A 19185-nucleotide genomic window follows, 5' to 3' on the forward strand; every position below is an offset into this window, starting at 1 on the left:
TTTGACGTCCTTTGCCTATGCTTATCAGTTTTCCCTAAACTGCCCATTGTTATACACAGTAGTAGAATGCTTGAAAAGAGGGCTTTATTTTAAAAGACCAGATTGTGACTAATCTTTAAACATTTGAAATGCATAAATAATGACAAGCTTATGCAAAATGATCAGGGTTTGTCCGATTTTGAGCTGTTTTTGTATAAAACGCAGCATAAGCATATGCGCTACTGACCGTGATGGTACAGCCTTTACAGGAAAAGTCGATTTACTGATCTTAAAAAATGTCGATACAAATCTGCAAGATTTATTGAATAACGATCAAATTATCTTTTAAGTTTTAGAATTTAAGGGATGCAAAAGGCACTTTGTAAATTGGTTTGCAAAGTGTCTTATAAGTTGATAAAGCATTAATTTAATGTATGTTTTTGTGTTGGTTATATAAGTGAGGAGATTTTGAATTTAATGGAAATGCATATTCGCCTTAATATGATGGTCAAAAATGAAGCTCATGTTATTTTAAGATGTTTAGCCTCTGTAAAGCCATGGATAGACTCTTGGTGTATTTCGGATACGGGTTAGTGATGGTACTCAGGAGCTTATTCAGGACTATTTAAAAGATATATTCGGATAGTTGTATGAACGTCCTTAGAAAAATTTTGGCTTTAATCGTACAGAAGCATGATGGTGCACGAGCAAAAATTGCCGATACTTATTTAAAGGACATTGCATTACTGGAGCAAGGTTTGCAGGACGAACCTGATAATTTGCGCTATTTATTTTATTTAGCCCAGAGTTATCGTGATGCAAAAATGCTAGAAAAAAGTCGTGAGTTTTACTTAAAAAGAGCCAGTGCAGGCGGTTGGGAAGAAGAACGCTGGATGGCGCAATTTCGTGCGGCCCAAATGGCTGAACGTCTGGGGCTAAGTGAAGAAATTATCTACAAAGAGTATCTACAAAGTTGGGTTGCTCGGCAGCAACGCGCAGAGCCACTATATGAATTAGCACGATACTATAGAGGAAAGAACCTTTTTGATTTGGCGAGTTATTTTGCGCAGCAGGCGGCAAATATTACTCTACCGCAAGATAAATTATTTGTGGATGCCAGTGTGTATGAGTGGCGTGCTTTGGACGAACTTGCTGTTGCAGCGAGTTATTGTATTGCTTATAAAACTGCGGGTAAGGCAGCAATACAAAAAATGATTATAGACAATAAATATCCGACTTCACAAAAGGAACGTATTTTAGCCAATGAAAAATTTTTTAAATAAAATTTAACATTAAAGTAACCGAATAATGATATTAACCGCCACTAGGTTTTCTAGTGGCGGTTAATCTATTATGTTTAAGCAGGATTCAGGTGATTTATGAAAATAATGGATAACACATTCACTTTTCAGTTTTGTCATTAGATGTTAAGTGGTGTACCGATACTTCAATTTTAAAGCAAATCACTGAAGTTGTGGTCGAGTTGGCAACTGCCGATACCAATACCATCAAAGCCTTCTTTAAATGGGTTTCTGCAAGTATTTCTACGGGCAGTCAGAAAGTTGATGCTGGTCAGAAAGAAGTGAGTGGATTGAATGATTTACCACCGCCACCACCTGAAGTAAATGTTGTACTCTAATTAAAATTCAATAATACAAAGGAAATAATAATGGCGATCACATTAGCCAAAGGGCAAGGTTTAAGTCTTGAAAAATCACAACATAATTTGTCTTTAGTGACGATTGGTTTAGGTTGGGATATTGCAGCACAAAAGAAGCGTTTTTTAGGGGGGTTATTTAGTGAGCAACCTGCCGAATATGATCTAGATGTGGTTGCTTTTTTATGTGATGCAAACGATACAGTCCGAGATGTAGGACGTGATTCGTCAGGAAATCCAACGCTTAAAAACAGTGATGTAATTTTTTTTAATAATCTAAAACATCGTTCAGGTGATATTTGGCTGACCGGAGATAATCGTACAGGAGCCGGTGATGGAGATGATGAACAAATTATTGTGAAGTTAAATTCACTGTCTAATGATTATCACAAGATTGTATTTATTGTTCAGATTTATGAGGGCGCTAAAAACAATCAGCACTTTGGTCAAGTTCAGAATGCATTTATTCGTGCAGTTGATGCTTCTGGTAAAGAGATGGTGCGTTTTAATTTGTCAGGAAAAGATCAATACGATCAACAACGTTCATTATTGTTTGCAGAATTGGTTCGTGAAAGTAATGGCTGGAAATTTAATGCGCTAGGTTCATCTTCTGCATCTGATAATTTTGTAGAATGGTTAAAAAAATACGTCTAAAGAGATAAAAATGCGTCGTCTACCAGTTTATATTTTGCTTGATACCTCGGGTTCTATGCGAGGAGAACCGATTCATTCTCTCAATGTTGGGCTTCAGTCTATGCTCAGCGCATTAAGGCAGGATCCTTATGCTTTAGAAAGTGTACATTTGAGTGTCATCACATTTGATATGGACGCAAAAGTATATTTGCCTTTAACGCCTTTAGATCAAATCCAAATTCCTGATATTGATGTACCAAATGTGGGTGCAACTTTTATGGGTGCTGCTTTGGAGTTGTTAACGCATGAAGTTCAGCAAAATGTTAAAAAAACGACAGACGAACAAAGAGGAGATTGGCGTCCATTATTATTCTTAATGACCGATGGTTCACCGTCGGACGTTTATGCCTATCAACAAATTGTACCCGTCATTCAGCAATTAAACTTTGCGAGTATTGTCGCTTGTGCTGCGGGACCGAAAGCGAAAACAGAATTTTTATTACAGCTAACCAATCAGGTGGTTGTACTCGACACAATGGACTCTAATTCTTTTTCAAGTTTCTTTAAGTGGGTTTCAGCCAGTGTGGTTGCGGGGAGTAGCAGTGCTGGAGTCACTGACTCTATTTCTTTACCGCCACCGCCATCGGAAATTCAGTTGGTTTTATAGTCCGTATTCAAAAGACATATGCACCATTCATAGCTGTCTTTTGAATATCCCAACACTTTATATTTGATTGATATAACAAAAATAACCTAGGTGAAAATATGCGCCGATTACCCGTTTTTTTCGTCATTGATTGTTCTGAATCTATGGCTGGACAGCCTTTACAGGCAGTACAGGAAGGCATTGACTTTATCATGAGTGGTTTGCGTACCGATCCCTATGCTTTAGAAACGGTCTATGTTTCAGTGCTTGCTTATGCAGGAATTGTACGGACTTTAGTACCGTTGACAGAGCTTTTTGCTTATAGAAGTTGTGAACTTCCTTTGGGGGGAGGTACACATTTAGGCAAAGCACTTGATCATTTGGCGAAAGAAATTGAACGTTCTGTGATGAGAACGACGGCAGATGTCAAAGGGGACTGGAAACCGATTGTATATTTATTTACGGATGGTCGTCCGACAGATGATTATGAAGATGCGATTTCTCGTTGGAACGCTAAATATGAAAACAAAGTGACATTAGTCGCTATTGGTTTGGGACAAGATGTTGATTTTTCCATATTAAAACGTTTAACAACAAATTGTATTTCACTGACCCAGATTGATCATGAATATGTCAAAAGCCTATGTAAATGGATTAGTGCTTCGGTTGTTTCACAGAGTATTAGTGTTGGGAATAATCAAGAAAAACAAGATCTTTTGCCATTGGATGAGCGGTATATGCATTTGGCTAAGGAAAAGCTTTCGTTCCGAAAAGGTCGGGTTGATGATCGTACGGTTACATTTATAGGACGTTGTCAAAAGCTTCATCATCCTTATATTTTAAAATATACACGTCACTTACAGTATGGCGAGCTTTCTGATGTAAATATCAATTTATACAATTTTAAATTACAAACCTGTGCAGGTATTTCAGAAGATTATTTTAGTTGGACAGATCATGCTGCTGAAAAGCCTAAAATTAATACCTCTGTTTTAGAGGGCGGTTCTAATTGCCCTCATTGTTATGCTGAAACAGCTTTTGCAATGTGTGCATGTGGCAATTTGATGTGCTATGACGGATACAGTGAATTTGCAGTTTGTCCATGGTGTCTGCGTCAAATTAGTTTTTCTGCATCAGGGGAAGATTTTAATCTCACTCGTGGGCAAGGTTAAGGCATAAAAATAGCAAAATGGTTCAGACTGGGGGAAAGTGATGATTGAATTTAAATGTAAAATAAAAACATTGTTAGAAAAAAATGAAATAGGATTGAATGATCAATTTATTCGCTATATTTCTACTGATGAAAATTTAGGACAATTATCCAAGTTATTACAAGCCTTGCGCCTTAACCCAAAATCGGGTTTAGGAATCGGAATTTCCCAACCTGAACAAAAGCAAAACTTTGCTCAAAAAACAGCCGCTGCGCCATTAAAATTGACCGAAATTGAAGCGCTTGAGACTGCCATTATAGAACCCGTTCTTCAATCCAATCATGATCCCGTCAATACAGCAGAAAAAATATCTAATCTTTTTTTAATGCCAGAGGAAAGCGATAAAATACAGTCTGCGGTGGTGAGATTAGAAGATCATCGTGAAACTGAACATCCTGATTTAGGTCAATCAATTGAAAATAAAGTCGATGATATGGGTACGATTTTACAGCCTCATTTCAACAAAACGGAATCAGTCGTAGATCAAGTGAATATTCAAGATGCTATTCACATAGATACAAGTACCCTCAATCAAAATAAAAATAGAGCTGAAATGACCGACGTATTTAATAACGTATTTGCAGATGAAGTAAAATTTCAGGTCGAGAATGCTCGTGTAGGTCAACCATACCAATCAAGCATTATGGTGATGTCTAAGCACGATCCTAAACAGATTACTTTTAAATCAGACAGTTTTAAATTTGCTGAGCATGATTTTTATTTTGATGATGAAACACAGACTGTCCAAGGTAAGCCTGAAATAGCAGAAGAACTAATCTTTTCTTTTCAATACTGTATTAAAAATGAGACTCGCACGGCAAAGTGCAAAATGAATATTATTCCTGATCCACGAAATTTATGGAAAGTACTTGAGCCTGAAGCAGAACAGCCATTTATTAAAACCCATACAGAACAAAAAATGATACAGACTGAAAATTATAAGCTTATTGCTGCCAGTCGACGTGGTCGCTCACATGAACATGCTGGGACATTTCGTGATGATGATTTTACCATCATGCATATTCCGAATAGCGCATGGTCAGTGATTGCTGTTGCTGATGGAGCGGGGAGTGCACAGTATTCTAGGGAAGGTTCACGTATTGCCGTGGAAATTGTGCAAAGTGAATTCCAGCGTTATTTACATGATTACACCATTGACTCTTTAAATGAGGATATCCAAAAATGGCGAGTGGGTGGTCAAGATGAGCAAACCAAAGTCATTGCAAATAAATTGAATCAACAATTTTTTCATGTTTATTATGAAATTTATAAATCTATTATCACTCAAATAGAACAACAGGCTCAAGACATGGGTGTGGCTGCTAAGGCCTTTTCAACAACTTTATTAATCGCGGTACTGTGTCACCAGAAAGATAAAACTTTTATGAGCACTTTTTCAGTCGGTGATGGCGTCATTGCAGCCTATAGCGATGCGCTGGTTCGCATTATGAATGTTGCGGATGGTGGCGAATATGCAGGTCAAACCAAGTTTTTAGACCGCAGTATTGGGCAAGAATTGGGCGCTCGGATCAAAATTGGATGTTATAGCAATATTGATGCAGTCATGGTGATGACCGATGGGATTTCAGATCCTATCTTTGAAACAGAGGTTGGATTGGCAAACCAGCAAAAATGGAAAGACTTATATGCGCAGTTAGTCCCTTTATTACACACTGAAAATGCTGCAAGTAAGCTTTTGGAGTGGATGCATTTCTTTACGCCAGGCCATCATGATGATCGTACCTTGGCGGTACTTTGCAATAAAAATAAGGCAGAGTTGCTTCAGTAAAATAGTTTAAAGATCAGGTGAATACATATGTCTGCAAAGATTATTAAGTGCAACACTGTAGATGGTAGAGCAATTGAATTTGTTGATGAGGTTATTGCTTCAGGCGCAATGAAAGATGTTTATTTTTCCCCTGACCGTAGTTATGTGGTCTGCTTTTTCAGTAAAGAAAAAAATAAATTTTATGAATCAAAAGCAGCATTAGAACAGCAAAAAGATCGCTTAAAAGAAATTGTTGGCAATAAGTGGGATGGTATTTTTAATGGGGTCGGTGGTGATTATTGGAAAAATATTTTTTGTTGGCCTGATGGACTCATTGAATACAATGATTTGTTAGGAATCACCGCGCCTACTTATAAGAAATATTACTTTTTTGCTTATGGTTCAAAAAATAACGATTTTTTAAAAATCAAAGGCAAGGAAAAGGAAGGGAAGTGGTTTGCGAGTGCCAATAACCAAAACCGCTTTTTAGATGATCGCGAAAAAGGAAGTTGGCTGAATTACCTGAAAATCGGTATTTTAATTTCACGGGCTGTACGTCGAATGCATGCTGCTGGTCTAGCACATTCGGATTTATCTTATAAAAATGTACTGATTGATCCCGTGACAGGCAGTGCTTGTGTAATTGATGTGGATGGTTTAGTCGTTCCAGGAAAATATCCGCCTGATGTTGTGGGTACGCCTGATTTTATTGCACCTGAAGTGGTGATGACCAATCATTTATCTAAAGAAGATCCAAAGCGGTTTTTGCCCAGTATTGCAACAGATAAACATGCTTTAGCTGTGCTGATCTATATGTATTTGCTATATAGACATCCACTGCGCGGTGGCAAAATTCATGATATGGATGATCCACAAAAAGATGAAAATATGGGCATGGGGGAAAAAGCATTATTTGTTGAACACCCAACGGACCATAGTAATCAGGTGAAGTCTAATCAATTGAAATCATCACAATTACCTTGGGCTGATCCCAGTCAAATTTCATATCAAGTCACTGGACCCTATTTAACAGAATTATTTAATAAGAGTTTTATTGAGGGTTTACATGAGCCAAGTAAACGTCCATCTGCCAATGATTGGGAAACAGCCTTAGTTAAAACGGTCGATTTAATCCAACCCTGTCACAATGCAGCATGTAGTCAAAAATGGTATGTATTTGATAACACAACTCAGCCAAAATGCCCATTTTGTAATACCGCTTTTATCGGTAAATTACCGATTTTGAATCTTTATTCAGCGCGTCAACAAGGGAATTATAGACCCGATAATCATCGTTTAATGGTTTGGACAGGACAGTCTTTATTTGCATGGCATGCCAATAATATGATTGCACCCAATGAGCGTTTAACATCAGAACAAACGACACGTAAAGGCTATTTTGTCTTGCATAATGAGCGTTGGTGGTTAGTCAATGAGGGTCTTACAGATTTGACAGATGTGACAACCAAAACGGTGATCCCGATTGGAGGTAAAATTGAACTCAAAAATGGCGTTCAAATTTTACTTTCAAAACAAGAGGGTGGCCGTTTGGCTGTAGTACAGATGGTTGAAGCTTAGTATTAAAATGTATTGAGCATGAATTTATCTTGGATAGATGCTTGAGACTTACATAAACCAAAAGTTTTATAGCGTAATAAAATCATTTCTGCCCAATTACGATGGGTCGCTGGTTCTAACATGGAGCCGTGGCTTTTAAATACACTTTTAGCATCTTTCGATAAAATTTGCTCTGCTTCATGAAATTCTTCGCTATTGATTTGAAAGGCGCGATGAATATATTCAATTTGCGAGGGATGAATGGCGGTTTTGGTATAAATCCCGTTATTCATATCTTGGCATAATTCATCCATCAGCAATTGCGTATGGTCAATATGTTCACAGACTGGTGAACTGAGTTGAAAGCCAGATGGAATAAATAAGCCTGCCAATTGTGAAATTAACATGCCCACTGGCGTTTGGTAAATTGTACTGTTTTTAGGACGGCGTAAATGCAAACAGGACAACAGATCATTACCGCCAATTCTTAGACATAGGGTTTTATGAAAGTCATATTTGAGTGCTTGATTAAGCTCCATATTATGCCCCATATCAAAAATTTCTTTGGTTTCAAGCGTTGGCATTAGGTTAATGCTGGGCGGTAGCACTTCCATCCACTGTTTTAGATCGTGCAGCGTAAACTTGGGTAAAATCATGCCACTGTAAGTGTGATTTAAGTCCCAATCGACAATGTGTTTCGCCATTTCAATATTTCTAGGGCGAATAAAGAGTGCAGGTGCTTTTAAGTTGGGTTGCTCTAAGCGCTTTTGTAATAAAAGCTTTAGATTGACCATTGCAGTTTGAACATCTTTTTCCAATACGGCATCTTCTAAACAGACCGCAATAGATTTTAGTATCGGAAATTTAATGCCTTCAGTCACGTTCCATAATTGCTCATGGGTTGCAGGAATATACATGGTTGCACCCAGTTCAATCGCATGTTGCAGTTGTTTCATTTATTTTTCTCGACTTTTTTTATCAGAGTCACTGCATGATATGGACCTAACTTGGCACCTAAAATATCTACGGGAATATTCTGTTCTTTGGCAAAATGGAGTAGCAATTGTACATGCGGATTGGATGGATCACGGATTAATATTTTTTCAGGAATGCGTCTTAATACAGCACGTGTGGCTTCTGCAATGCTGGGTTTAATATGATTAATATTTTTAATCATATAGGTGTCAGAAATCCAATCAATCGTGTCTAAACAAATTTTTTGTTGCTTGAGTCGAATGTGATTATTCCAATCTGCCAAATCGGTATGCGGATTTTGTTGAATAATATTTAAAATTTTGTCTGTAAACTCGACCGAAATATCATGCTGAGCCAGATGTTGATAAACTAAACAGCTATGCCAATGATTTGGATCGAAGCAATTTCTTTTTGCCAGATCGAAATCGATGGTATCTTTTAAAATAGTCCGTGAGATCAAACCTGAAATCACAGATCCTAGCATCCCAAACGGAATCAGCCAGTCCTCACAACTGGCACTTAGCCATGAATAACCGCCTAAATCGGCTAAGGTCACAAGGCGAGGAACCTCCCATCCTGCATCAAATAATGCCGGATAATCTGCCAAATTTTGGGTTAATTCTCGACAAATTGCACCCTTACCTGTCCAGCCATCGACAAAAACAATATTTTCCGCGCCGTGTTGTTCGATAATCGCCTGCAATGCTGCAAAATCAATACCGCGATCACGGATAATACTAATCCCGTAATGCTCACAATCCTGATGCTTGTGAATATAGTGTTTCAGTAGTACCCCTAAAGGCACACCAGCGCGAACCAAGCTGACTAAAATAATCGGTTGCTTGGGAAATCGAACCATCAGTGAGTTGCCAATCTTCTGCACATCACTTGCCAGACGTTCAGCACCTTGCTCAAAGGCGTATTCAAAATGTCGCATTTGCTCATCTGTAGGCGGATGCTCGACACTAATCATTTGGGAGTAATGTTTTTTTCCTGATTGAATCAGGTATTCTTTTTCAGCGACTGGTGTCGGGTCTATTTCATCAATATTGAGCAAAAAGGTCACATCTTCAGGTCGATAAGAGCCATGGAAACCCAGTGTTTTAAGACTAGATGGTAACGCATGGTTTTTATACATGTCCTAAATATCCTTTTGAATGATGATCTTGTACTAGATTTTGGATTAAAAACTTATCCAGCTGACTATTTTTAGGCATACCAAACCAATCACAGCAGCCTAAAAAGCCTGCATCAGACAAACTGTCGCCCCAACCTAAAATGGCACGTTCGCGATTTGGGTCATATTTATTGATAAAAAATTCCACCGCTTTTTGTTTAGACACAAATTTGGGAATAATCGCCAAATTATTGCCATTGATATGCACATAGCAGTGTTCAAGTACTTCAGCGGGTAAGTTTTCAATCATTTGGTGCAGGAATAAAGGCGCAGGATCATTTTGCTTGGCAACGGTATAAACTTTCCCACCATTTTCTTCCATCGTCCAAGTTCGAATTGAACCAAATGGTTTGGCATAATCGAGCAAGAGCGCTGGTAAATTACTCAGTAATTCATCCAGTTCAGCTGCTGCCTTGTGCTGGATAGCAAGCCATTCCTGATCAACTTGCTGATCTGCCGCTAAAATGGTTCCACCATGTGAGCATACAGCACCATGCAAAAAAGGAAGATGTACGCGCTGCAAGCCTGCAACTGAGCGTGCAGTCACAGGAATAACATCAGCAGATGCCAACAACCAATTCACGAAAATTTGCTGTTTGGGAAGCATATAAGACAGCGGCTCGCCAAATTGATCTAGTGTGGCAATTTTATGTAGTGGTGTCGGGGTACTTTTACGATTTGTTTGAAACAGCGTGTCATCTAAGTCAACAAAAATTAACGGCTTAGGATTCATAACTAATAATTTCCAAATTTTCTATTTGTTCAAACAGGAGAGGGTCAACGCTATTCTGTGCTGTTTCAATGACCAATAAAACCCGATCAAACTGTTGATGTTTAACGTTATAGGCATAGTTATTAATATTCAGTCCATAATTGTCTTTAAATGCACAAATACTTTCAACGGCATGACCTTGCTTGATGGGAGAGCGCGTGGTTGAACTGTAATAGACCTCAGCACCTTGCTGCTCTAATTGCTCGGCGATCAAAAATGGAATCCAGCTAAACTCCCCTGAACCTAAGACCAAGATTTTTTCATTAGGCCGAGTGGGCTGAATATTTTGCCAAGCGCTACAATTGAGAAAGGTTGGTTCACGTCCCCAATCATGAGGGGCAATAATTTTTTGTGCTTGCTGTTGGGTTGAACTAACATCTGGCATATCAATGTCAATATGTTGTTGGTTCTGCTGCCACTGCCAATGACCATGTAATAATGACACGACTTCAACAGGAATTCCTAAGTCATCAGTGACTAAATGTTGTTCCGCCCAATTGACCAAAGTCACCAAAATAATCCGTTCTACCTGTTGTAAACCCGATTTTTTCAGGCTCAAGATTAAATTTCTAAAGGTCTTTCCTGTTGAAATTTCATCATCAATTAAAATGAGCGTTTTTGATGCAATAATATGTTGATGCTTAAGCGGATCATGGCTGGATAAAATAAATTGATCTTGTGCATGGCTATGTTCTTCTAAAAACAAACCTAGCGTAGGCAACGTTTCAACTGGATGCCGCGTGGTGGTTAAAAAGATGGCATTTTGCCCAAAATCTTGTTTGAGCTCGCGATAAACGCCTGCCCCTAAACCCACTGCGGTCTCTGCCATACCAATCACACTAATTGGATAGGGCAGATCTTTAGGAACGATTGCAGCAAGGTCTTGATAACTTCTTTGCATAGTCGACGGTGCAACGGGGATATGTTTTCCAAGAACTTTAGAAACAAATAAAAATGCACGTTTGGGATTAATTCTTTCTGCAAAGCTGAGCAAATCATCCAATTTCCATTGTGGATGATGCTGATTCACAGTCACACTAATACGACCACGACTTAAATCAATATGTTTTATCAATGCTTGCAATCCATTTTTATACTTTGTGTAATGGGTAAAACTTGAACGACGGGAAGCAGTTCAGTGTGTTGCAGTACTAATTGCAATTTTTTAGCCATCAATTCTGCAATTAAATTAATACCCGTATGTTGTGTATAGGCAAAACCGCCTGCGGGGCGAGGGTTAATTTCTAAAATATGCCATACACCCTGATTGTTTTGCTTAAATTGCACATTGATCAATCCATCACATTGGAAATGTTGGACCAGAACTTTGCAGATTTCATGACAAGGATGCTCGATATAGCATTCCTGATAAAATTTAAATTTAATTCGAGTCACTAAGGCTAAAATTTCCCCATGGCTACAGGCAATATCGACAGAACATTCTTGCCCAGTTAAAAAAGGCATAATTAAATATTCAATAGGTTGATCTAATTGAGCATATGCTTCTATAAATTGTTGCGTATTACACTGCGTATTGAGTTGAAATTGCTTAAAATATGAAACGTCATTCAACAGTTGGACAAAACCAGAACCATATACGCCATACACTGGTTTTGCACAAATATGTGAATATTTTTGTTGATACTCTTCAATCGCTTGCTTTAATCCAACTGGATTATCCACTTTTGTGGCAGGAATGTTGGGTAAGTTCAAACTTTCACAAATTTGTCCAAATAAAAATTTATTGTTAATGTTTTCCTGTTGTGTAACGCCAATGGCACCCGTTATGAGTTGAATATCATGACGAGCAAATTCTTCACGAAATTTTTCAATAAATTGACCGTGTTTTCCACAAAATAGAAGTTGAATGGCATGCACTTTACATTGTTCTAAAAGCCAAGTTGCGCTGTCTTCAACGGGAGGTTGTTGAAAAAAATGATCTGCGTGCAGTTTTAGTTCAGGGCGTTGTTTGCTATGAGAACAAAAAATTGTCAGATGGTCAGTTAAATTTGAGCGTTTTAATAATTGAATAATGTCATTTTGACAGGAATAACTTTCAGCAATCCAGATGTTGTAGTGCGATTTCACAGTTGATTTGATCTCAAGTTTCTTGAATAACAATTATTAATTTGTGCTTTTGATATATACCGCGTCAGGAATATATAATTTTTCATGCTGTTGGCGCAATGATTTTCTAAGGCCAAATATGCAATTGCAGAAAGTGATTAAAAAACTCAATTTTGCTATTGAGCTTAAAAAAAATATGTTAAAACAATAGAAGCTTATTTAACTCGTTTTTTGACGAGTAATCTCAATTTTTATATTAATAATTCATATATTTAATGAATTAAAAAAATATTACGATCTCTTAAGAGGGTGTCTATGCAACTTGTTGCTGGTGGGAATATTGCTTTAGTCTCTGAGACTGTTGAAATATTAATAAAAACAAGTGTTTCTACACAAATTGAGCTTGATCTTACGGCATATCTTTTAGCACAAAGTACGCAAAAAGTGCGCGGTGACCAAGATATGATTTTCTATGGACAAGCTCAAACACCGAATCAGAGTGTTGTGTTGGTTCAATCTACATCAAATGATCCCTATTTAACTCAACTTAAAATTAATACAGCATTGCTTGATCCAGAAATTCAAAAAGTCACCTTATGTGCAACGATCAATGAACCGAATAATTTTAGTCGAATATCGCCTATTCATATGGAGCTTTTATCGGGGAGTCAAATTATCGCCAATGCAGTCGTAGAGACTCAAGCCAAAACTGAAAAAGCCTTAATTTTGGCTGAGGTGTATAAGCATAACGATAAGTGGAAATTTAGATTTATCAATCAAGGCTTTAATGGCGGTTTGAAACCTTTGGCTGAAAACTTTGGTGTCGTGATTGAAGAGACTCAAAGTAACATTCCACCAACACCAACACCAACACCAACACCAACACCAACACCAACAAAGTCGAGTCTTAATTTGTCAAAAATTAAGTTAGACAAAAATAATTCTAGAATTAATTTAACCAAAAAAGGCACAGGTTTTGGCAAAATTTTGGTGAATTTAAACTGGAATAAATCCGCACCTAAATCCGAATCCTTTTTTCAAAAACTAACCCGTTCCAATTCAATCGACCTAGATTTGGGTGCAATGGTGCAGCTTAAAGATGGCAGTATTGATTTAGTTCAACCCCTTGGAAATCGCTTTGGTCATTTTGAACAAGTCCCTTATATCAAATTAGATGCAGATGACCGCACGGGCGCATCGATTAATGGTGAAAATTTATATATTAATGGCAATCAATGGGATCGGATTGAGCGCATTGTGATCTATGCTTATATTTATGAAGGTGCAGCACAATGGGCCGCAACAGATGGTGTAGTCACCATTCGTCTTCCCGATCAACCTGAAATTGAGGTGCGTTTAACCGAAGGTAATCAATTAACGACTTGTGCAATTGTAGAATTAAAAAATATAAATGGCGAAATTCAAGCCAATCGAGAAGTCCGTTATTTCAAAGACCAACAATTTTTAGATAAGTTTTATCGCTTTGGTTTCCGTTGGACTCAAGGTTCAAAAGATTAACTGTATCAATTTAATTTACATGTAATAAAGAAGAGGGAAAATTATGGCGATTTCATTAAATAAAGGTGGAAATCTATCTTTAAGTAAAACTGATCCATCACTCAACCAAGTCTTGATTGGGCTGGGTTGGGATGCTCGGGCTACTGATGGCGTAGATTTTGATTTGGATGCTTCGGCATTTTTATTGGCCGCAAACGACAAAGTTCGTGGTGAAACAGATTTTATTTTTTATAACCAAACGCGCTCTCCAGAAGGTTCTGTAGAACATACTGGCGATAACCGTACGGGCGCAGGTGATGGTGATGATGAAGCCGTTAAAATTGATTTGGCTAAAGTGCCCACTGAAGTGCAAAAAATTGCCATTACCGTCACCATTCATGATGCAGAAAGCCGTGGTCAAAATTTTGGACAAGTGCAAAATGCGTTTATTCGCGTCGTCAATGATCAAACGAATGTTGAAATTGTACGTTTTGACTTAAATGAAGATTACTCGACAGAAACAGCGATGATTTTTGGCGAGTTATATCGTCATAACGGTGAATGGAAGTTCAGAGCTGTAGGTCAAGGTTATAACGGTGGTTTAAGTGCCATGTGCCGTCAATATGGCATCAGTATTTAAACGCTATTCTTAGGTGAAAAATGAAACATTTCCGTTTTTCGATCATCTTTAGCATTATCTGCTTGGCCATTTCGGCATATTGGGGTTTTACTCATGGCCCCCAAGCAGGCTTAATGGCAATGTTCAAAGTATTGGCTATTACTGCAATTTTAGCGGTCATGGAGGTATCACTCTCCTTTGATAATGCAGTCGTTAATGCCTCTGTATTGAAACATTGGAACCAATTTTGGCGAACCCTGTTTTTAACCGTGGGTATTATCGTTGCTGTTTTTGGTATGCGACTCATTTTCCCGTTGCTTATTGTCGGTGTCACCGCCGATATGAGCATGATCGAAGTTGCTCAATTGGCGTTAAATGATCCCAAGTCTTATTCAGAAAAACTGATGGCTCATCATGCTGAAATCGCAGCATTTGGTGGCATGTTCTTATTGTTGGTATTTCTGAACTTCTTGTTTGATGATGAAAAAGATGAACATTGGTTTCATTGGCTTGAATCAAGATTAGCCGATTTAGGCAATATTCAAGCGATTTCAGTCTTCATTTCATTGGTGGTTCTACTTATTCTCGCAAGCTACATCCCTGATGCATCACGTTTGGTGGTAGTGATGGCTGGAATTTGGGGTATTGTCGTCTATGTGGGGGTGAAGGTCATTGGTCATCTATTAGAAGGCAGTAGCAATGATGATGAATCTGAGCAATCAAATGGCACAACTGCAACAGGCACGATTGTCAAAGGTGGTATTGGTGGTTTCTTATATTTAGAAGTATTAGATGCATCTTTTAGTTTCGATGGTGTAATCGGTGCTTTTGCAATTACCAGTGATGTGGTAATTATTATGCTGGGTCTTGCCATTGGTGCGATGTTTGTCCGCTCAATGACAATTTACCTTGTTGAAAAAGGTACGCTTGATGCTTATGTATATTTAGAACATGGTGCACATTATGCAATTGGTGCACTTGCGTTCATTATGCTGGCGAGCGGCACAGGATTACATATTCCAGAGGTTATTACAGGATTGGTGGGTGTTGCCTTTATTGTTTGGGCGGTCATCTCTTCAATTTCATATAGTAAAAAGCAACAATCTTCATAAACGAAAGTTAAGGAAACAAAAATGGCTATTAATTTATCAAAAGGCGGAAATATCAATCTTTCCAAAACTGCTCCGACAATGAATAAAGTCGACTTGGGTTTAGGTTGGAATCCACGCGCAACTGATGGTAAAGCATTCGATCTAGATGCTGTCGCATTCTTAACGGGTGAGGACGGTAAAGTTCGTTTAGATGGTGAATTTATTTTCTTCAATCAAAAAACATCACCATGTGGATCGGTTAACCATAAAGGCGATAACCGTACTGGCGATGGTGAGGGCGATGATGAAACAATTTCTGTCGACCTTTCTAAGGTTCCTCAAGAAGTTGTAAAAATTGTTTTTGCTGTGACAATTCATGAAGGACAGCAAAATGGTCAAAACTTCGGTATGGTTGATAAAGCCTATATCCGTGTGATTAACCAAGATGCGAATGCAGAAGAATTGGCTCGTTTTGATTTATCTGAAGATGGTAGCACTGAAGTTGCGATGATTTTTGGTGAATTATATCGTCACAATGGTGAATGGAAATTCAAAGCAGTCGGTCAAGGCTTTAATGGTGGTCTTGGCGCTTTAGCAGGAAGTTATGGTGTTGCAGTTTAAGTAAATAAATTAAGTACTAAAAGAGTCATCTTTTAGTACTTGAAAGTAATTGATATAGATCTATTTATATTGAATTATTTTCAAGTACTAAATTAGAGAATCAAAATGCAGTTAGTTTCTGGACAAAAAATAGCGCTAAATCAACTGATTCAAAATAATACGAAATTTACTTTACGTGTGCACTTTAACGCATCATTTGATGTCGATATATCCAGTTTTGCTGTGGGACAAAACGATAAACTTTTCAATGATGATTATATGACCTTTTATAATCAACCTCAGACACCTTACGGTGAAGTGCAATATCATCAGCAAGAAAACGCCAATTTATTTACTTTTGATTTAAGTAAAATCAACGTAGCACAGACCCCACGATTTGTGATTTGTGCAACAGTGGCGAATGATCAAGCCATGATGCAAAATATTCAAAGTGGTCAAATTTCTCTTGTGAATCAGCAAGGCGAAGTTTTGGCCAATTACCAATTAAATCCATCAAATTTTAGCCAAGAAAAAGCGGTCATGCTGACTGAAATTTACTTTAAAAATGATCTGTGGCGAATGGCTGCTATTGGACAAGGTTTTAATGGCGGATTAAAGGCGTTAGTTGCTTATTTTGGAGGGCAGGTTGCTGAAGAGATCTCTTCTCCTATTCATCCCGCTGCTAAACTTGATTTAAAGAAAAAAGTGATTTTAGATAAAATTGAAAATGTGGCGCCACATCTATTAGATCTCACTAAAAAATCATTGATGAGTTTAGAAAAAAACAATCTGTTGGACATCAAAGCGCGTGTTGCTTTGGTTCTCGATTATTCAGGTTCAATGAACCAACAATATAAATCGGGTGATGTACAACAAGTGCTAGATCGAATTATGCCTTTGGCTTTGAATTTTGATGATGATGGGAGTTTTGAGTGCTGGGCATTTGCAGAAAAAGCACTTCGTTTAAATGATGTGCGTCTTGATAATTTAAATAACTATATAGCTTCAGAACAAGGAGGCTATAAAAAATGGAATGCGGGAGCTGGCTATAATAATGAGCCTGCCGTTCTTGAAGAAGTATTGGCTTATTTTAATAAAGACAGTTCATCAAACTTACCTGTATATATTGTTTTTATTTCTGATGGTGGTGTTTCTGAAGCTAGAAAAATTAAGAAAATTTTACAAGAGGCATCATCACAACCGATATTTTGGCAATTTGTAGGTATTGGGGGGCGAAATTACGGTGTGTTAGAAAAATTAGATACCATGGAAGGCAGAGTGGTAGATAATTGTAATTTCTTTAAAATAGATAATATTAAAAGTATTTCTGAATCAATGTTATACGATTTTTTACTTCAGGAATTTCCGATATGGTTAACAGAAGCAAAAAATAAAAATATCGTGAGTGGATAGGTAAATATAATGGCAGAATTTAATCTTGTTGGCAGTCCAGAACCCTTTTTACATGTCAGTATGAAGCAAGGTGAAGCAATCTATTGTGAATCTGATGCCATGGTTATGGTTGAACAGAATCTTGAAGTTGGCGGTAAATTACGTGGCGGAATTTTCCAAGCATTTATGCGTAAATTTACCTCTGGAGAGTCTTTGTTTCAACAGCAAATTAAAGCCGTTAAGGGGGCTGGAGAGTGTTTGTTATCACCAAATTTGGATGGTGATATGCAGATTCTTGATGTGGGTCAACGGCAGTATATTTTATCTGATGGCTCTTTTGTTGCAGCAACCGAACACACCATGATCAAAGCAAAAGTGCAAAGTAATATAGGTGGTGCATTGTTTGGGGGCACGGGCGGTTTTGTGGTCATGGAAACCAGTGGGCAGGGTAAAGTCTGTATTTCTGGTAGTGGAACCTTACTCGAACTGGATATTACACCAGAGCAAGGTGAAGTCACCATCGACAATGGTCATGTTACCGCTTGGGATGCATCGTTAAATTATAATATTGGCATTCCAAGTTCGGGCAGTGGTGGCTTTGTTGGCAATATCGTCAATAGCTTTACGAGTGGTGAAGGTTTAGTGATTAAGTTTCGTGGACATGGCAAAGTAATTGTGTGTTCACGTAATCGTGCGAGTTATTTACAGTGGTTAGCTACGGCTTTAGGTCGTGGTCATTCAAATTCAAACTGAGGTGAATTATCAATGGGCATTAGTTTAGTTAAAGGTCAAAAAATTTCTTTAGAGAAAGGTGATGGTTCATCTTTAACTAAAATATTTCTTGGCGCAGGTTGGGATGTCGCAAAAAAAGGCGGTTTACTGGGTATGTTCGGTGGTGGCGGGGATTCGATTGATCTCGATGCCTCTGCAATCGTTTTTGATGAGAACAACAAAGCGTTAGATAGCATTTGGTTCGGTCAATTACAGAGTCGTGATGGCAGTATCAAGCATTCTGGCGACAATCGTACTGGTGATGGCGCAGGTGATGATGAAGCGATCCATGTGGATCTGACTCAAGTTCCGAGCCAAGTAAAATCAATTGTATTTACCATCAGCAGTTTCCGTGGGCAAACTTTCGAAAAAGTTGAAAATGCTTTTTGCCGTGTAGTTGACGCTACAACCAATGTTGAAATTGCAAAATATAATCTTTCAGCAAAAGGTAATTATACCGCGTTAATTATTGCTAAAGTTTATCGTCACAATGGTGCATGGAAAATGTCTGCATTAGGCGAAACCTGTAATGGCAAAACCATTCAGGATATGGTTCCATCCATTTTACCTATTTTATAAAGTAGTTTAATTTCGTTAAAGTGGCTTGATGAATCAAAAACTTGGTTTGTCAGGCTTTTTAAGTATATATGACTTTGTTTTATAAATTTTTTAAGGTGAAACCATTAAATTTGAAGTTTTAGAGTCGTTCACTTAAGCAGGATTAAGTTAAATTATCTTGCGCCAAGAAAGAATCAATCTGCATCAGACATATT

Annotated in this window: 18 protein-coding genes and 1 pseudogene; 14 read left to right on the forward strand and 5 right to left on the reverse strand. The window is 37.9% G+C overall.

The features are described 5' to 3' along the window. The first annotated feature begins 629 nt into the window (after positions 1-629). The 7 genes and pseudogenes from BLV99_RS10935 (at position 630) to BLV99_RS10965 (ending at position 7472) form a co-directional block, all read left to right on the forward strand. Entirely contained in the window at positions 630-1262 is a 633-nt protein-coding gene (locus BLV99_RS10935) for a tetratricopeptide repeat protein (protein ID WP_244516304.1), read from the forward strand. A 158-nt stretch (positions 1263-1420) separates the two neighbouring features. Further along, positions 1421-1618, forward strand: a pseudogene (locus tag BLV99_RS10940) (tellurium resistance protein TerY); the annotation flags it as partial. Between the two features lie 30 nt (positions 1619-1648). Continuing rightward, positions 1649-2290, forward strand: coding sequence for a TerD family protein (locus BLV99_RS10945; protein ID WP_086184176.1), 642 nt, complete (start codon positions 1649-1651; stop codon positions 2288-2290). Positions 2291-2300: 10 nt separating this feature from the next. Continuing rightward, entirely contained in the window at positions 2301-2936 is a 636-nt protein-coding gene (locus BLV99_RS10950) for a vWA domain-containing protein (RefSeq protein ID WP_086164908.1), read from the forward strand. 98 nt (positions 2937-3034) lie between these two features. Next, positions 3035-4087, forward strand: coding sequence for a TerY-C metal binding domain-containing protein (locus BLV99_RS10955; protein ID WP_092690553.1), 1053 nt, complete (start codon positions 3035-3037; stop codon positions 4085-4087). Positions 4088-4127: 40 nt separating this feature from the next. Continuing rightward, entirely contained in the window at positions 4128-5915 is a 1788-nt protein-coding gene (locus BLV99_RS10960) for a PP2C family serine/threonine-protein phosphatase (protein ID WP_092690557.1), read from the forward strand. A 27-nt stretch (positions 5916-5942) separates the two neighbouring features. Then, positions 5943-7472 (forward strand): helix-hairpin-helix domain-containing protein, encoded by a 1530-nt coding sequence (locus tag BLV99_RS10965; protein WP_092690560.1) that lies wholly within the window; start codon positions 5943-5945, stop codon positions 7470-7472. A 2-nt stretch (positions 7473-7474) separates the two neighbouring features. On the opposite strand, the gene BLV99_RS10970 is transcribed toward BLV99_RS10965, so the two are convergent. Genes BLV99_RS10970 through BLV99_RS10990 form a run of 5 tightly spaced genes read right to left on the reverse strand, consistent with a single transcriptional unit; the run spans position 7475 to position 12463 of the window. Further along, a complete protein-coding gene (locus BLV99_RS10970; RefSeq protein WP_086184172.1) occupies positions 7475-8407 on the reverse strand; it encodes an HpcH/HpaI aldolase/citrate lyase family protein in 933 nt (310 codons plus the stop codon). Beyond that, positions 8404-9564: a cysteine protease StiP domain-containing protein gene (locus BLV99_RS10975; protein WP_092690562.1), complete on the reverse strand. Its 1161-nt coding sequence runs from the start codon at positions 9562-9564 to the stop codon at positions 8404-8406. Before BLV99_RS10975 ends, BLV99_RS10970 begins: the two co-directional genes overlap by 4 nt. Next, positions 9557-10336 (reverse strand): HAD family hydrolase, encoded by a 780-nt coding sequence (locus tag BLV99_RS10980; protein ID WP_092690564.1) that lies wholly within the window; start codon positions 10334-10336, stop codon positions 9557-9559. The genes BLV99_RS10975 and BLV99_RS10980 overlap by 8 nt, the downstream gene beginning before the upstream one ends. Beyond that, positions 10326-11447 carry a phosphoribosyltransferase domain-containing protein gene (locus BLV99_RS10985; RefSeq protein ID WP_092690653.1) on the reverse strand — a complete coding sequence of 374 codons (1122 nt, stop codon included), beginning with the start codon at positions 11445-11447 and terminating at the stop codon, positions 10326-10328. Before BLV99_RS10985 ends, BLV99_RS10980 begins: the two co-directional genes overlap by 11 nt. Then, positions 11447-12463, reverse strand: a complete 1017-nt coding sequence (locus BLV99_RS10990) for an ATP-grasp domain-containing protein (protein WP_092690566.1) — start codon at positions 12461-12463, stop codon at positions 11447-11449. The genes BLV99_RS10985 and BLV99_RS10990 overlap by 1 nt, the downstream gene beginning before the upstream one ends. Before the next feature lie 294 nt (positions 12464-12757). Here BLV99_RS10990 and BLV99_RS10995 point away from each other — a divergent pair, with 294 nt between their 5' ends. The 7 genes from BLV99_RS10995 to BLV99_RS11025 all read left to right on the forward strand — a co-directional run bounded on the left by BLV99_RS10995 (position 12758) and on the right by BLV99_RS11025 (position 18991). Continuing rightward, positions 12758-13960 (forward strand): TerD family protein, encoded by a 1203-nt coding sequence (locus tag BLV99_RS10995; RefSeq protein WP_092690569.1) that lies wholly within the window; start codon positions 12758-12760, stop codon positions 13958-13960. A gap of 43 nt (positions 13961-14003) precedes the next feature. Then, the gene (locus BLV99_RS11000; RefSeq protein WP_086184167.1) at positions 14004-14579 is read left to right on the forward strand and encodes a TerD family protein; all 576 of its coding nucleotides are present in this window, start codon (positions 14004-14006) and stop codon (positions 14577-14579) included. Positions 14580-14599: 20 nt separating this feature from the next. Then, entirely contained in the window at positions 14600-15670 is a 1071-nt protein-coding gene (locus BLV99_RS11005; RefSeq protein ID WP_092690573.1) for a DUF475 domain-containing protein, read from the forward strand. 21 nt (positions 15671-15691) lie between these two features. Then, positions 15692-16270: a TerD family protein gene (locus BLV99_RS11010; RefSeq protein ID WP_092690577.1), complete on the forward strand. Its 579-nt coding sequence runs from the start codon at positions 15692-15694 to the stop codon at positions 16268-16270. A gap of 105 nt (positions 16271-16375) precedes the next feature. Beyond that, the gene (locus BLV99_RS11015; protein ID WP_092690580.1) at positions 16376-17662 is read left to right on the forward strand and encodes a vWA domain-containing protein; all 1287 of its coding nucleotides are present in this window, start codon (positions 16376-16378) and stop codon (positions 17660-17662) included. 9 nt (positions 17663-17671) lie between these two features. Next, on the forward strand, positions 17672-18394 hold the full coding sequence (locus BLV99_RS11020) for a TIGR00266 family protein (RefSeq protein WP_086164895.1): 723 nt from the start codon (positions 17672-17674) through the stop codon (positions 18392-18394). A 12-nt stretch (positions 18395-18406) separates the two neighbouring features. Then, positions 18407-18991, forward strand: coding sequence for a TerD family protein (locus BLV99_RS11025; protein WP_004649611.1), 585 nt, complete (start codon positions 18407-18409; stop codon positions 18989-18991). Positions 18992-19185 lie beyond the last annotated feature (194 nt).

The sequence above is a fragment of the Acinetobacter kyonggiensis genome, from assembly GCF_900107285.1.
GTDB lineage: Bacteria > Pseudomonadota > Gammaproteobacteria > Pseudomonadales > Moraxellaceae > Acinetobacter > Acinetobacter kyonggiensis.